A 14,765-nucleotide genomic window follows, 5' to 3' on the forward strand; every position below is an offset into this window, starting at 1 on the left:
TCCGCGACCGCGTCGCGTCCCGCCGCCGTCAGCCGAGGTCGGCGATGGCCGCGACGGTGCCGCCGCCGGACGGGCCCTGGTGCACGGCCGCGACCGACACGAACACCGCCGGGTCGCCGGTGACCGAGGCCGCGACGCCGCCGACGCACGCCTTGATCTGCCGGTGCCAGTGCACGTCGGAGTCGTCGAGCATGATGTTGCGGCGGCCGCGCACCGAGCCGCTCGGGTCGGCCTCGCACTTGATGAACACGTTGACGAGCCGGTCGCCGAGGTCGGACGTGCGGGGCCGCTCGGGCAGGTCCAGGCCCGTCGAGCGGATCGCGTCCCAGATCCCGTCGGCGTCCAGTGCGTCCTTCATCACACCGTGCCCGGCCCGGTACCGGCCGCCGATGCCGCGCACGTTGCCGACGACCACGATCTGCGCCCGGTCCAACTCGACGCCGGACGAGCACGACGCCACCGACGAGTACAGCGACAGGTCCTTGTGGATCTGGTCGGCGGAGGGCGCCTCGATCTCGCCGAGCGCGACGGCGATGCCGAGCGCGGTCGTGGAGTTGGAGATGTCCATGGACTTGAGGGTGTCCTCGGTGACGACGTCGCGGCCGCGCGTCTTCGCGTCGTTGATCGTGTCGAGGGTGAGCAGCGGCGTCTTGGTCTGCACGTAGTGGACGTCGGCCGGATCGTCGATCCCGGCGGTCTTCATGGCCTCGCGGACGCCGGCGGCGACGGTCTCCACCATCGCGGGGCGTCCGATGTCCTCGGGCAGGATGATCTCGCTCATCGCGACGCCGACCGACAGCCGCGGCTCGTCGGAGGCGGGGACGCGGGCGGGGTCGACGGTCGCGAAGACGGTCGCGTGCGGGCTGAGCACCCCGTCCGTGCCGCCCGACCACACCAGCGGGACGCGCGCCACCTCGTCCGCCGTCCGCGTGCCCTTGGCAAGGAGCACCTCGCGGAACGCCCGGTCGGCGAGCAGCCGCGTGTAGTCGTTCACGCCGCCGTTGCCCTCGGTCTTGCCGACCACGGCGAGGACCCGGTCGGCCTCCAGGACGCCGTCGTCGATCAGCCGGGCAAGCCCGGACGCGTCGGTCACGCTCTCGATGGGGATCTTGCGGACTTCGATCGGATCGGGCACCGTCATCGCTCCTCAACTGCCGTGCCGTTCATCGGGCCGTGCTGCTCGCCGGCCGGCCTGCTCGCCGGCCGCACTGGTGATCGGTCTCTACCCGGGGTCAGTCCTCGACGACCGTCCCGGCCTTGCCGTGCGCGGCGTCGCCGAGCCGGGGCAGCGAGGCGATCGCGGCGCGCCGACCGCCGGCCGCGACGAACCGCCGCACCGCCTCGACCTTCGGGCCCATGCTGCCGCCGGCGAAGTGCCCGGCGGCGGCCAGTTCCGTCAGCTCCGCGACCGTCGTGCGGTGCAGCGGGCGGGCCCGCTGCGTCCCGAACCCGGTCATCGCGTTCTCCACGTCGGTGGCGATCACGAGGGTGGTCGCCTCCAGGCGGCGGGCCAGCAGTTGCGCGGCCAGGTCCTTGTCCACGACGGCCTCGACGCCGCGCAGCGCCCCGTCCGCCCGGACCACGGGCACTCCCCCGCCGCCCGCGGCGACCACGACGTGTCCCGCGTCCAGGAGCACGGCGGCCGCGTCGGCGTCCAGGATCTCCAGCGGCTCCGGCGAGGCGACGACGCGCCGCCAGCCACGGTCCCCGAAGTCCTTCCAGACCTGGCCGAGCGCGATCGAGCGGCGGGCCTCCGCCTCGGGGAAGTAGCGGCCGATCGGCTTGGCGGGGGCCAGGAAACCGGGGTCGGCGGCGTCCACGAGCGTCCGGGTCACCACCGTCGACACCGGGCGGGCCGCACCCCGCGCGGCCAGCGCCCGCTCCAGCGCATTCATGATCATCACGCCGACGGTGGCCTGGGTCTGCGCGCCGCACCAGTCCAGCGGGACGGGCGGCACCACGCCCGCCGCCAGCTGGTTCTTGATCAGCAGGTTGCCGACCTGCGGGCCGTTGCCGTGCGTGAGCGCGACCCGCGCGCCCGCCGCCACGAGATCGGCCACGTGCGCCATCGCGCCCTCGATCGCGGCCGCCTGGGCGTCCGGGGTGGCGCTGCCGTCCGGCGCGGTCATGGCGTTGCCGCCGAGCGCGATCAGGATCCGCTCGCCGGTGCGCGTCGCGCCGTCTTCTCCCTGATGGCCCCGGGTCACGGGACGGACGCTAACCCGCGCGGCGGGCACCGCTCACGGGCGAATTCCGCCCAACGAACGCCGTTTCTTCGGCACTTTCCGGCAATGCCCCGGCGCCCCGGGACCGTTCAGCGCAGGCGCGCGAGGCGGCTCACGGCCTCGTCGATGACCTCGTCCTTCTTGCAGAACGCGAACCGGACGAAGTGGGCGCCCGCCTCGGCGTGGTCGTAGAACACCTGGCTCGGGATCGCGACGACGCCCGCCTGGTCCGGCAGGGCGCGGGCCAGCTCCATGCCGTCGGTGAAGCCGAGCGGGCGGATGTCGGCCTGCACGAAGTAGGTGCCCTGCGGCCGGAAGGTCGTGAACCCCGCGGCCTCAAGGCCGGTGATGAGGCGGTCCCGCTTCGCCTGGAGCGACTTGCGCAGCTCCTCCACCCACGGGATCTCGTTGCGCAGCGCGTAGGCGGCGGCGCGCTGGTAGGGGGCGCTGACCGCGTAGGTGAGGAACTGCTTCACGGTCTGGACGGCCCGGATGTAGGGGGCGGGCGCCGTCACCCAGCCGGTCTTCCAGCCGGTCACCGAGAACGACTTGCCCGCCGACGACACCGACACCGTCCGCTCGCGCATGCCGTCGAGCGTCGCCAGCGGGATGTGCTCGGTCTCGTCGAACGTCAGGTACTCGTAGACCTCGTCGGTGATCGCGACCAGGTCGTGCTCCCGGCAGACGTCCGCGATGGCCTCCAGCTCGTCCCGCGTGAACACGGTGCCGGCCGGGTTGTGCGGCGAGTTCACCAGGATCGCCCGGGTGCGCGGGCCGACGGCGGCGCGCAGTTCGTCCGGGTCGAAGGTGAAACGCCCTTCGACCGGGCGCAGCGTGACCGGCCTGCGCACTGCCCCGGCGAGCGCGATCACGGCCGCGTAGGAGTCGTAGTACGGCTCGAACACGATCACCTCGTCGCCCGGCCCCGCCAGCGCCAGCACGGAGGCGGCGATCCCCTCGGTGGCGCCGACGGTCACGAACACCTCGGTCGCCGGATCGAACGACAGCCCGTACCGCTCCAGCCGCTGCGCCGCCACGGCCTCCCGGAGTTCGGGCAGGCCGGGACCGGGCGGATACTGGTTCGCGCCCGTCCGGATCGCCTGCACCGCCGCGTCCAGGACCCCCGCCGGGCCGTCCTCGTCCGGAAAGCCCTGGCCAAGATTGATGGCCCCGGTCCGGACGGCGAGAGCCGACATCTCAGCGAAGATCGTCTCGCCGAATCCCTGCATGCGCTCGACCAATGGCTCGCTCACGCCCCAAGCCTAGGCCCCCTGCCCGGCATGCGCGGCGAGCACGGCGTCGTCTGAACGGCCTCTCGCGGCCCGGGGAACCACCGGCCCGAGGAACGGCCGCTTCGCAGTGTCCAGCCACTTCCCGGTGTCCGACCGCGTCGCGATGTCCGGCCCGGCCGGGGGTCAGATCCAGCCCATGTCGATCGCGGCGCGGGCGGCGCGGACGCGGGTGGGTTCGCCCATCTTCGCCATGGCGGTGGACAGGTAGTTGCGGACGGTGCCCTCGGACAGGTGCAGGTCGGCCGCGATGCGGGCGGTCTCGGCGCCGGCGCCGGCCAGGCGCAGGACGTCGCGTTCGCGTTCGGAGAGCGGATTGTCGCCGGCGGCCATCGCGCTGGCGGCCAGTTCGGCGTCCAGGTAGCGGCCGCCGCCGTGGATCTTGCGGATGGCGCTGGCGAGCTCGTCGGTGGGAGCGTCCTTGGCGACGAAGCCGCGGACCCCGGCGGACATGGCGCGGCGCAGGTAGCCCGGGCGGCCGAAGCTCGTGAGGATGCACACCGCGCAGCGGGCGCCGGAGGCGTGCAGTTCCTCGGCGACGGTGAGGCCGTCCGCGCCCGGCATCTCGATGTCGAGGACGGCCACGTCCGGATCGTGCGCGGCGACGGCCGCGGGCACCTCGTCGCCGCGGCCGACCTCGGCGACGACCTCCAGGTCGGTCTCCAGGCCGAGGAGGGCGGCGACGGCGCCGCGGATGAGGTGCTCGTCGTCGGCGAGCAGGACCCGGATCACGCGGGCCTCGCGGCCGGCAGCACCTGACCGGCGCCCGTCCCGCTCCCGTCCGAGCCCCGCCCGTCTGGACCGGCCTCACCCGGGCCGTGGACGGGAGGGAGCGGGACGGCGGCGCGCAGGAGGTACCCGTCGCGGCCGTGCCGGCCGGCGGTGATCTCGCCGCCGAGGACGGCGACGCGCTCGGTGAGGCCGGTCAGGCCCGAGCCCGCCGCGGTCTCGGCGCCGCGGACGCCGTCGTTGCGCATTTCCAGGACCACGGAGTCACCGTAGAGGGCGCCGTCCCCGGAAGGCGCGCCGTACACGTCGAGACTGATCGTGCAGTGCCGCGCCTCGCTGTGCTTGATGACGTTGGTGGCGCCCTCGCGGATCACCCAGGCGAGCACCGAGCGGACCGCCGGCGGCAGCCCGTCCGGCAGGCGGCCGATCTCGCAGCGCACCCCGGCGGCCTCCAGGACGGCCCGGACGCCGGCCAGCTCGGCGTCCAGCTCGACGGCCCGGTAGCCGCGGACGGCGGCGCGGACCTCCCGAAGCGCCTCCCTGGCCGCGCGCTGGACGTCCGCCATCTCGGCGCCGGCCCGGTCCGGGTCGTCGCGCACCGTCCGCTTGGCCAGCTCGCTCTTCACCGCGATGAGGGACAGGCTGTGGCCGAGCAGGTCGTGCAGGTCGCGGGAGAAGCGGAGCCGCTCCTCGGTGACCGCGAGCCGGGCGAGGGCGTCGCGGGCCGCGTAGGCCTCCTGGTGCAGCTCCCACATGCGCCGCTGGTACCGGTTGACGAACACGACGAACCCGCAGATCGCGGTGTACAGGGCGCACAGCACCGGGAGGATCGCGTACCAGGGGGCGTCGCCCTCCGGGTACAGGCGCTCCGCGCCCGCCGTGGCGACGGCCCCGCAGTACGTCCCGGTGCCCGCGCACAGCGCGACGATCCGCCCGCGGCCCATCGGGGACAGCACCACGGCCGAGACCCAGAACACGGGGATGACGCTGAACCACGGGCTGGTGAGCAGCATCAGGCTGAGCGCGGCGGCGACGGCGGCACTGGCCACGGTGTCCCGCTTGGACAGGGTCCCTTCGAGCCCGCCCCGGACGAGCCGCGTGTAGCACCAGCTGAGGACGGCGAGCCCCGCGACGACCGCGGCGGTGAGGGGCGCGCCCGCGTCGCCGCGGGTGTAGGCGTCTTCGAGCCCGTAGAGGGCCGGCAGGACGAAGCCCATGGCGGCGAACATGAACGAGCGGTACGTCACCCGCCGGTAGCGCTCCAGCCTCCGGGCGGCCTGCTCCTCGATGTCCGCCGTGGTCGCGACCGCCATGTCCTCGTTCCTCCTCGCATCGCACTGTAACGGTGGGCCCGCGGCGGTCAGGCGCGCCGCGGCTCCCACCGGAACCAGCGGGTGGCCATGAGGCGGCCGGTCGCCATCCAGAAGGCGAGGACGAGGAACGGCCGCACGCAGGTCAGCCAGCCTTCGGCGAGGCCGACGGCGGGGTGGGCGGGCCGGTGCACGAAGTCCTGGCCGAAGTACCCGGTCCGGACGATCTCCACGACCGGGCTGAGCGGGACCCAGCGGCAGGCCGCCTGCAGCCAGCCGGGCAGATCGTCCAGCGGGAACATGACCCCGGCCCCGAGCATGCACCCGAACATGATCGGCAGGACGGTGAGCTGCGCCAGCTCGGCGTTCGGGGTGGCGCCCGAGACCGCGAGCGCCAGCGCCGCGAACACGGCGGCGCCGCCCGCGAGCCCGGCCAGGACCAGGACGGGGTCGGCGGGGACCCGGCCGCCCATCGCGGTGCCGAGCAGGACCAGCAGCGCGACGGCCTGCACCGTGTACAGCGCGGTCGCGGTGAGGACGCCGCCGCCGATGATCTCCGCGTCCGACAGGGCGGTGCCGCGCAGCCGCTTGAGGGTGCGGTCCTCGCGGCGGGCGGTGAACACGTTGACGAGGTTCATGAAGACGGCGAAGACGAGGAAGAACCCCAGGTGGCCGGTGCCCTGCAGGAGGGCGCCGTCCACGCCGTCGATCTTCTGGCCGCGGACCGGGACGAGCATGGCGGCGAACAGCAGCGGCAGGCCGGCGGCGGTGAAGAGGGCGGTCCGGTTCCGCCAGAGCAGGGTGAGGTCGAGGCGCGCGACGCCCAGAACGGCATCGGGTCTCATGAGGGCGGTCTTCTTGAGGGCGGGCTTATTCAGGGCGGGCTTCGTGGCGGGTCTCACCCGGGGGCTCATCGGGCCGCTCCTTCGGCGGTGTGCAGGAAGACGTCTTCGAGGGAGGCGCTGCGCACCCGGAGGCCGTCCAGCCGGACGGCCTCCTCGTCGGCCCAGCGCAGCAGTTCGTAGAGGCCCGCTTGGAGCCCGGCATCGGCGGCGGGGCCGGACGGCGGAGAGCCGGACGGGGGCGTGCCGGAGGGCAGGGTGTAGGACGCGACGGCTCGGCCGCCCTCCACTCGGACGTCGGCGCGGGCGCCGTGCAGAGGGGGCAGTTCGGCGACCTGGAGGCGCTCCGGCAGCCGGAAGGAGATGCGGTCGCCGTGTCCGGCGACCACTTCCGCGACCGTGCCGGACGTCTCGATCCGCCCGCGGTGCAGGATCGCGAGCCGGTCGGCGAGGTGCTCGGCCTCCTCCAGGTAGTGGGTCGTGAGCAGGACCGCCGTGCCGTCGGCGACCACGTCCTCGACGATGTCCCACGTCGCGCGCCGGGCCTCGGGGTCCATGCCGCTCGTCGGCTCGTCCAGGAACAGGACCTCGGGCCTGCCGAGAAGGGCCAGCGCGAGGTCGAGGCGGCGTTTCTGGCCGCCGGACAGCTGCCGCACCCGTACGCCCGCCTTCTCCGCGAGCCCCGCCATGGCGATGGCCTCGTCGCGGTCGCGCGCGGAGGGGGTGAAGCCGCGCCAGTGCTCGATCGTTTCGGCGACGGTGAGGTCGGCGAAGAAGCCGCCGTCCTGCAGCATGATGCCCATGCGCGGGCGGACCTTCCGGCGTTCCGCGTACGGGTCGTGGCCGAGGACCCGGACCGTGCCTCCGTGGACGTTCCGGTGCCCTTCCAGCGTTTCGAGCGTGGTGGTCTTGCCCGCGCCGTTCGTGCCGAGCAGCGCGAACAACTCGCCTGCCGCGACCTCGAACGAGATCCCGGCGACGGCCTCGAAGTCCCCGTACCGCTGCCGGAGCCCGTCGACGCCGATGGCTGGGTTCGTCTCCATGCCCCCAGCGTCGCGATCATGCGAGCGCGCCGGTAGAAGCGCGTGTCACCGCTTCCGGCGGCGCCTGTCAGGCGATCGGCATGACAGGTGTCATGCCGCTCAGCCCGCGACGCTGATGACGTGCCCGGCGGTGGACGGCTCGCCCGCGATGTCGAGGAGCGCGGTGGCGAGGTCGGAGCGGGCCATGGAGAGGCCGCCGAGGACGTTGCGGTCGGCCGCCTTCCGGTAGCGGCCGTTGCCGGGGCCGTCGGTGAGGCGGGGCGGGCGGACGATCGTCCAGGCGAGGCCGGAGTCGCGGGTGAGGGCCTCGGCGGCGCGCATGTCGTTGAAGACGTGCTTGAGGAGCGGGCCGAGGACGAGGGGCTTGACCAGGAACCGGGTGAGCGGGTCGTCGCCCGGCCCTGCGTGCAGCCCGGACGCGCTGGTCAGCACGAACCGCTCGGTGCCGCCCGCCCGCATCGCCTCGACGATGCCGCGGGTGCTGTCCGCGCAGACGCTGGTCGGGCGGCGGCCGTCGCGGGTGCCGATCGCGGTGATCACGGCGTCGCGCCCCTTGACCGCCTCCTCGATCGCGCCCGGGTCCATGACGTCGGCCTGGACGACGTCGGCGCAGGCGCGGACCTCGCCGGGCAGGCCGGCGGGGTCGCGGACGACGGCGGTCACCTCGTGCCCGGCGTCGAGCGCGCGCCGGACGACCTGGACGCCGGTGCCCCCGGTCGCCCCGAAGACCGTGAACCTCATCCTGTCCTCCTACCCGAACCCCCGTGAGCGCCCCGTCGGCACCTCTGGAATGCGCCGGACGGGCGAGCACTTGAGGGGTGAGTGAATACTTACTAACCTCTATCCTGGTGAGCGTTCACTCACCTGTCAAGGGGGCCCATTGAGCGCGCGCGAACGGATCCTGGACGCCGCGGCGGGCATCATGCGGCGGCACGGGGTCGCCGGCGCGACCACGAAGGAGATCGCGAGAGCGTCCGGCTACTCCGAGGCGCTGCTCTACAAGCACTTCCGCGACAAGGACGAGCTGATGCTGTGCGTGCTGAAGGAGCGGATGCCCCCGTTCACCTCTATGGGCGTCCCGGGCGAGGGCACCGTCGAGTCCAACCTCGTCGGGATCGTGCACGGCGGGCTGCGCTTCTACCGGCGGGCGTTCCCGATGATGGTCTCGATGGCGGCGCAGCCGCGGCTGCTGCAGGCGACCCGCGAGTCGCTGCGCAAGTACGGCGCGGGCCCGCAGGAGCCGGTACGGGCGCTGGCCCGCTACCTGGACGCCGAGCGCGACCTCGGCAGGGTCGCCCCTGACGCGGACACGCAGGCCGTGGCCGCACTGCTGATGGGCGCGTGCTTCCAGCAGGGCTTCCTGCGCTACTTCGCGGAAGGCGAGGACGCCTCCGACCCGCCCGAGTCGTTCGCCCGCGAGCTGGTCAACCCCGTCCTAGCGGAGGTCCTCCCCTAGAGCTCGCCCAGGCGGGACTTCACGACCTTGCCCATGGCGTTGCGGGGCAGGGAGCCGACCATGTGGACGACGCGGGGCCGCTTGTGCACCGAGAGGCGCTCGGCCACGAAGTCGATGAGCTCCTTCTCCCCCACCCCGTCGGCGACGACGTAGGCGGTGACCTGCTCGCCGAGGTCGTCGTGCGGGGTGCCGAGGACGGCGGCCTCCCGCACGGCGGGGTGGGCGAGCAGCGCGTTCTCGATCTCGCCGGCGCCGATCCGGTAGCCGCCGCTCTTGATGAGGTCGGTCGACGCGCGCCCCACGATCCGGTGCCAGCCGTCCGGGCCGATCGTGGCGATGTCGCCGGTGCGGAACCAGCCGTCCGGCGTGAACGACTCCGCGGTCGCCTCGGGGCGGTTGAGGTACCCCTTGAACAGCAGCGGCGCGCGGACGTGCAGCTCGCCGGGCGTCTCCCCGTCCGGCGGGACGGGCGAGCCGTCCTCGGCCGTCAGGCGCGTCTCGACGCCGGGCAGCGGCGTGCCGACGTAGCCGGGGCGCCGGTCGCCGTCCGCGCGGGCGCTGACCGTGATGAGGGTCTCGGTCATGCCGTACCGCTCGACCGGGCGGTGCCCGGTGAGGGCCGAGAGCCGCTCGAACACGGGCACGGGCAGGGGCGCGCTGCCGGAGACGAGCAGCCGCGCGCCGCGCAGGGCCCCGGCGGTGGACGGGTCCGCCGCCGTCCTCGACCAGACGGTGGGGACGCCGAAGAACAGGCTGCCGCCGTCGTCCCGCGCCGCCGCCGCGTACAGCTCCGGCCTGGGACGCCCGGTGTGGACGAGGCGCGAACCGGCCCGCAGGGGCCCGAGGACGCCGAGGACGAGCCCGTGCACGTGGAACAGCGGCAGCCCGTGGACCAGGACGTCATCGGACGTCCAGGCCCAGGCCTCGGCGAGGGCGTCGAGCCCGGCGGCGATGGCGCTCCGCGAAATCAGCACGCCCTTCGGCGCGCCCGTCGTCCCGCTCGTGTAGAGGATCAGGGCGGTCGCGTCGGCGGGGACCTCGCCGCCCCCGCCGCCTCCGTGGTGCGGCAGCGCGTCGACCGGGACGAGCGGAGGCTCCCCCTCGGAGCGCTCCGTCCCACCGGCCGCGAGGAGGAGGCTCGCACCGGAGTCGCCGAGGATGTGCGCGCGTTCGGCGGGCCCGGAGTCGGGCGGCAGCGGCACCACGGGGACGCCCGCGAGGAGGCCGCCGACGACCGCGGCGACCGTCTCCAGGGACGCCGTGGCGTGCACGGCGACCGCGTCCGCTCCCCGGATCTCCGCGGCCACGGCGGAGGCCCGGCCGAGCAGTTCGTCGCGGGGCAGCTCGCGTCCGGCGATCCGCACCGGGCCGCCCGTCCCGCCGAGCAGGTCCATCATCAGCCGCTCTCCTCCTCGTCGAGTCCTTCGGGTCCTTCGGGTCCTTCGGGCTCCGCACGTCTCTCGGCCTCTTCAAGCCCTTCCAGCCAGGCCATCACCGCGTCGGTGTGCTCGCCCAGCAGCGGCGGCGCGGTGTGCCCCCGGGGCGGCGCGCCGTCGAAGCGCAGCGGCGGCCCGGGCAGCTCGATGGGCCCGAGCTGCGGATGGTCGACCTCGATGACCAGGCCCTGCGAGCGGGTCTGCTCCCACTCGTACACCTCGTCGATCGACCGGATCGCCCCCGCGGGGACGCCCGCCTCACCGAGCCGCGCGAGCCAGGCGTCACGCGTGTCGCCCGCGAGGACCCGCTCGATGTCGGCGGTCAGCTCGGCGCGCCGGGCGGAGCGGTCGGGGATCGTCGCGTAGCGGGCGTCGCCCGGGTCCAGGCCGACGATCGGCGCGAACCTGCGCCACAGGTTCTGGTTCGCGACGCCGATCTGGATCTGCCCGTCCTTGCAGCGGAACGTCCCGTACGGGGCGATGGACGGATGGTCGTTGCCGACCGACTCGGGGACGTCCCGGGCGACGGTCCAGCGCGTCCCCTGGAACATGTGGGCGCCGACCACGGACGCCAGCAGCGAGGTACGGACGACGGTCCCTCGCCCGGTGCGGGTGCGCTCGTACAGGGCGGCCAGCACGCCCGCGACGCCGTTGCCCGCGGCGAGGATGTCGGCGATCGACAGGCCGACCTTGCTCGGCGTGCCGGGCGGCCCGGTCACGCTCATGATCCCGGCCTCGCCCTGCATGATCGCGTCGTAGCCGGGGCGCCCGCCCTCAGGCCCGTCGTGCCCGAACCCCGTGATGGACAGGACGACCAGCCCAGGGTTCAGCTCGTGCAGCCGCTCCACCGGGAAGCCGAGCCGGTCGAGGACGCCGGGCCGGAAGTTCTCCACGAGCACGTCGGCGCGCCGGACGAGCCGGGCGAGGACGTCCGCGCCCTCGTCCGACTTCAGGTCGAGGGTGATCGACTCCTTGTTCCGGTTGATCGAGAGGTAGTAGGTGCTCACCCGGTCCTCGCCCGCGAACGGCGGGCCCCAGCCGCGGGTCTCGTCGCCGGTGCCGGGCTGCTCGACCTTGATCACGCGGGCGCCGAGGTCGGCGAGCGTCATGGTGGCCTGCGGGCCCGCCACGACGCGGCTGAGATCGATGACCACGACGCCTTCGAGCGGTCCGGGCAAGGGCGTTCTCCTTCCAGGGGCCGTGCCCCCGAGGCGGTGTCCCCGCGGGGGCGGCTCCTTCCGGCGGACGGCTCCGGCCGGGGGCCGGCTCCGCCGCGGGGCGGGTACCTGGAAGTATGCCGTCCGTGCCGGACTCCGCCGAGCCCAACCCCGCCGGGGCCGACTCCGCCGGGGCCTTCGCCCGCATGACCTACCCCGCGCTCGCCGCACGGCTGCTCGCGCTGCCGCCGTCCTGCGGCCGGGCGCGGATCGTCGTGGTGGACGGCCCGAGCGGGGCGGGGAAGTCGACGTTCGCGGGCCACCTGGCGGAGGCCCTGGTCGGCGCCCCGGTCGTCCGCTCGGACGACTTCCGGGTGCCGTGGGACGCCGATCCGCTCACCTGGTGGCGGCCCCTCCAGCGCGCGGTGCTCGACCCGCTGCGGAACGGACGTCCTGCCGTGCTGCGCCGCTACGACTGGCACCACGACCGCTACGGCCCCGAGGAAGAGATCCCGCCCGCGCCCGTCCTCATCGTCGAGGGCGTCGGTTCCGCGTGGGCGAAGGCGCCCGCCGCCTACCGGATCTGGATCGACGCGCCGTACGACCTGCGCCGCGCACGCGCCCTCGACCGGGACGGCCCCGAGTACGCCGGAGCCTGGGAGGACTGGGCCGTCCGCGAACAGGCCCACTTCACCGCCGACGCCACCCTCGACCGCTGCGACCTCCTCGTGGACGGCACCACCTTCACCCCGTACCGCTTCAGGGCCCGTCCCCCGAGGCCGGGGACGGGCGAGGGCCCCTAGAGGAAGCGGCGGATCGGGGTGATCGCCAGCTCCTTGGCGCGTTGCGTCGTGGACCGCCGGGCCCATCGCGCGTGGTCGACCTGCTTGCTGCGGGCGAGGTCCTCGTCGAAATGGGCGTCGAGGGTCGCGGTCAGGTCCTGGTCGATCACGGCGAGCATGACCTCCTCGTCGTGGTCCATGGAACGCCGGTTGAAGTTCGTGGACCCGATGAGCGAGACGATCCCGTCCATGGTGAGGATCTTCGTGTGCAGCATCGCCGGCTGGAACTGATGGATGCGCACACCGCACTTCAGAAGGTCCTCGTAATGCCGCTGGCTCGCCAGGCGGCTCACGCGCTTGTCGGCGTGCGGGCCGGGCAGGAGCATCTCCACCTCGACCCCGCGGCCGACGGTCTCGCACAGCAGATTGACGAAGTAGTCGTCGGGCGCGAAGTAGGCGGACGCGATCCGCAGCCGCCGCTCGGCCAGTTGGAGGACGACGCGGAGCAGGGTCTGCATGTCCTGCCAGCCGACGCTGGCCGACCCCCGCACGACCTGGACCACCGCGTCACCGGCGGGTTCGTGCCCGGCGAAGCGGTCGCGGTCGTCGAAGAGGACGTCGTGGCACTCGGCCCAGTTCTGCGCGAACGCGGCCGCGATCCCGTCCACCGCGGGCCCGCGGACCCTGAAGTGGCTGTCGCGCCACTCGCTCTCGTCGCGGGCGTCCCCGCACCATTCCTCGGCGATGCCGACGCCGCCGGTGAAGGCGACCTGCTCGTCCACCACCAGCACCTTGCGGTGGCAGCGGTGGTTCTGCTTGAACGGCGAGACGTAGACGGGCTTGCGGAACCAGGCGACCGTGACGCCGGCCCGCTCCATCTTCTCCACCAGGTCCTTCTCGATCTGCCACGCGCCGATGCCGTCCAGCAGCAGCCGGACCCGCACCCCGTCGCGGGCGCGCTCCGACAGCGCGTCGGCGAACCGGTGGGCGATGTCCCCGCGCCAGTAGACGTAGGTCATCATGTCGATGGTCCGCCGCGCTCCGGCGATCTCGTCCAGCATGCGGGGGAAGATCTCGTCCCCGTTGCGCAGGGGCGTCACGGAGTTTCCCTCCGTCGCCGCCACGCCGATCAGCCGTTCCAGGGACCGGCGGATCCGGTGCGCGCGGTCGTCGGACGGAGATGAGAGCAGGTCGTCTCCGGGGGGAACCGGCTGCTCCGACACGGTCATCTGCTTCTTTCTCCTTATGCCAGGGCAACGATCAGCGGACCCGTGCCGTCACGCCGAAAGCACGAAAGTGATCGCCACTCGGCCGAGATCAGTCCCCTCTGTTTCGCGTTCCATGCCGCCTTGCCGCCACTGAGAGCAACCCGACATTTCCTCGCCACTAACTGCACTCGATCAGATGCGGAGCGTATGCAGTCATGCCATCTCCGCTCGGCGGAAACGTCCGCGGTTGCGAGCGCCTTACCGAGCACCGGCCGCCCGTATCAGGCGCTCGAGCCGCTTGGCGATGGCCGGGACGTCGTTGAGGGCATGGGTGGCGGTGTCGATAACGGTGGTGAACAGGTCGTCCTCGGCTTCGGGGTCGAAGCGTGCTCCGTTGAGCTTGAGGAAGACATCGGTGGCGGCGAAGGCGACTCGCTTGTTCCCGTCAGTGAACGGGTGGGAGGTGGTGAGCGAGTGCAGCAGCGCGGCGGCCTTTTCGAGAAGGGTGGGGTAGGGGTCCACGCCGAAGGTCACCGTGGCCGGCCGTGCGGCCGCCGATGCGACCAGCCCGAAGTCCCGCACGTTGAGGTGCTCGCCGACGGCCCGGCGCCCGACGGCGACGATCTCTTCGGCCGTCAGGTAGCGCACGCTCACGCGTCGCCCAGCCGGTCCAACAGGTTCCGGTGGTCGCGCGCCGTCTCGTCGGCGAGTTCGAGCACGTGAGCGAGTTCCCGGCGCTGCCGGTACTCCTCGAGAGCAGTGATCAGTATCGCGTTCTTGGACCGCTGCTCGGCCGTGGCCGCCTCGTCGAGCCAGGCGTCCAGGTCGTCGGGAAGGCGCGCTGCGAAGGCCATGCCAGGACTCTCCCTGCGTACGTCATTTTGGTATCACCGATGGTACTAGAGGTGGTTCGGTGATGTCGGAGGACCACGTCCAAGGGGGACCCTGCCAGCTTGTTGATCGCTCTCCCCATGGCGCGCCTGTACGGGGCCGGTCGCGTGGTTGCGGCGCTCTTCATCGGATCAACATGGTTTCGATAGCGACAAGTCACGGCGCCCCGTGCGGGTCGGCTCGAACGCTGCGGCAGCCCCAGGCTCAAGTCACTTCGGCTGGGCTCGGCCGGATCGGGTCGGTATTCAGCAGTTGGGTTCGCGCCGGGGTTGCTGTAGGGCGTTCCTACGGAACGCCTCCACAGCCGGGCACATCTGATGTCTGCGAAGAGTCTCCGGCCAGCAGGTCCTTGGCGGTGGCGAACTGAGGACCGGCGGTATCCCGGTCCTGATCGAGG

Annotated in this window: 15 protein-coding genes; 2 read left to right on the forward strand and 13 right to left on the reverse strand. The window is 73.2% G+C overall.

Annotated features, from left to right (window positions below):
- Positions 1–28 precede the first annotated feature (28 nt).
- The 8 genes from K4S16_RS03485 to K4S16_RS03520 all read right to left on the reverse strand — a co-directional run bounded on the left by K4S16_RS03485 (position 29) and on the right by K4S16_RS03520 (position 8,179).
- Positions 29–1,141: a ring-opening amidohydrolase gene (locus tag K4S16_RS03485; RefSeq protein ID WP_235036542.1), complete on the reverse strand. Its 1,113-nt coding sequence runs from the start codon at positions 1,139–1,141 to the stop codon at positions 29–31.
- Positions 1,142–1,232: 91 nt separating this feature from the next.
- Positions 1,233–2,207, reverse strand: a complete 975-nt coding sequence (locus K4S16_RS03490; RefSeq protein WP_235036543.1) for a carbamate kinase — start codon at positions 2,205–2,207, stop codon at positions 1,233–1,235.
- Between the two features lie 107 nt (positions 2,208–2,314).
- A complete protein-coding gene (locus tag K4S16_RS03495; RefSeq protein ID WP_149257312.1) occupies positions 2,315–3,478 on the reverse strand; it encodes a pyridoxal phosphate-dependent aminotransferase in 1,164 nt (387 codons plus the stop codon).
- Between the two features lie 162 nt (positions 3,479–3,640).
- The gene (locus K4S16_RS03500; protein WP_149257313.1) at positions 3,641–4,246 is read right to left on the reverse strand and encodes a response regulator transcription factor; all 606 of its coding nucleotides are present in this window, start codon (positions 4,244–4,246) and stop codon (positions 3,641–3,643) included.
- Positions 4,243–5,556, reverse strand: coding sequence for a sensor histidine kinase (locus K4S16_RS03505; RefSeq protein WP_149257314.1), 1,314 nt, complete (start codon positions 5,554–5,556; stop codon positions 4,243–4,245). Before K4S16_RS03505 ends, K4S16_RS03500 begins: the two co-directional genes overlap by 4 nt.
- A 47-nt stretch (positions 5,557–5,603) precedes the next feature.
- The gene (locus K4S16_RS03510; RefSeq protein WP_149257315.1) at positions 5,604–6,467 is read right to left on the reverse strand and encodes an ABC transporter permease; all 864 of its coding nucleotides are present in this window, start codon (positions 6,465–6,467) and stop codon (positions 5,604–5,606) included.
- On the reverse strand, positions 6,464–7,438 hold the full coding sequence (locus K4S16_RS03515) for an ABC transporter ATP-binding protein (protein ID WP_149257316.1): 975 nt from the start codon (positions 7,436–7,438) through the stop codon (positions 6,464–6,466). The genes K4S16_RS03510 and K4S16_RS03515 overlap by 4 nt, the downstream gene beginning before the upstream one ends.
- A 99-nt stretch (positions 7,439–7,537) precedes the next feature.
- A complete protein-coding gene (locus K4S16_RS03520; RefSeq protein ID WP_149257317.1) occupies positions 7,538–8,179 on the reverse strand; it encodes an NAD(P)-dependent oxidoreductase in 642 nt (213 codons plus the stop codon).
- Between the two features lie 139 nt (positions 8,180–8,318).
- Here K4S16_RS03520 and K4S16_RS03525 point away from each other — a divergent pair, with 139 nt between their 5' ends.
- Positions 8,319–8,894: a TetR/AcrR family transcriptional regulator gene (locus K4S16_RS03525; RefSeq protein ID WP_149257318.1), complete on the forward strand. Its 576-nt coding sequence runs from the start codon at positions 8,319–8,321 to the stop codon at positions 8,892–8,894.
- Here the strand turns inward: K4S16_RS03525 and K4S16_RS03530 are convergent.
- Positions 8,891–10,291, reverse strand: coding sequence for an acyl-CoA synthetase (locus K4S16_RS03530; protein WP_149257319.1), 1,401 nt, complete (start codon positions 10,289–10,291; stop codon positions 8,891–8,893). The two genes, K4S16_RS03525 and K4S16_RS03530, sit on opposite strands and share 4 nt — an antisense overlap.
- Positions 10,291–11,508, reverse strand: coding sequence for a CaiB/BaiF CoA-transferase family protein (locus K4S16_RS03535; RefSeq protein ID WP_149257320.1), 1,218 nt, complete (start codon positions 11,506–11,508; stop codon positions 10,291–10,293). Before K4S16_RS03535 ends, K4S16_RS03530 begins: the two co-directional genes overlap by 1 nt.
- A 125-nt stretch (positions 11,509–11,633) precedes the next feature.
- On the opposite strand from K4S16_RS03535, the gene K4S16_RS03540 reads away from it, so the two are divergent.
- Positions 11,634–12,290 (forward strand): uridine kinase, encoded by a 657-nt coding sequence (locus K4S16_RS03540; protein ID WP_235036544.1) that lies wholly within the window; start codon positions 11,634–11,636, stop codon positions 12,288–12,290.
- Here the strand turns inward: K4S16_RS03540 and K4S16_RS03545 are convergent.
- The 3 genes from K4S16_RS03545 to K4S16_RS03555 all read right to left on the reverse strand — a co-directional run bounded on the left by K4S16_RS03545 (position 12,287) and on the right by K4S16_RS03555 (position 14,331).
- A complete protein-coding gene (locus K4S16_RS03545; protein WP_149257321.1) occupies positions 12,287–13,498 on the reverse strand; it encodes a phosphatidylserine/phosphatidylglycerophosphate/cardiolipin synthase family protein in 1,212 nt (403 codons plus the stop codon). The two genes, K4S16_RS03540 and K4S16_RS03545, sit on opposite strands and share 4 nt — an antisense overlap.
- A 237-nt stretch (positions 13,499–13,735) precedes the next feature.
- Positions 13,736–14,131, reverse strand: a complete 396-nt coding sequence (locus tag K4S16_RS03550; RefSeq protein ID WP_200841666.1) for a type II toxin-antitoxin system death-on-curing family toxin — start codon at positions 14,129–14,131, stop codon at positions 13,736–13,738.
- Complete coding sequence (locus tag K4S16_RS03555) at positions 14,128–14,331, reverse strand: hypothetical protein (protein ID WP_149257322.1); 204 nt, start codon at positions 14,329–14,331, stop codon at positions 14,128–14,130. Before K4S16_RS03555 ends, K4S16_RS03550 begins: the two co-directional genes overlap by 4 nt.
- Positions 14,332–14,765: the final 434 nt, after the last annotated feature.

The organism is Actinomadura sp. K4S16, assembly GCF_008327685.1.
Classification (GTDB): Bacteria; Actinomycetota; Actinomycetes; order Streptosporangiales; family Streptosporangiaceae; genus Spirillospora.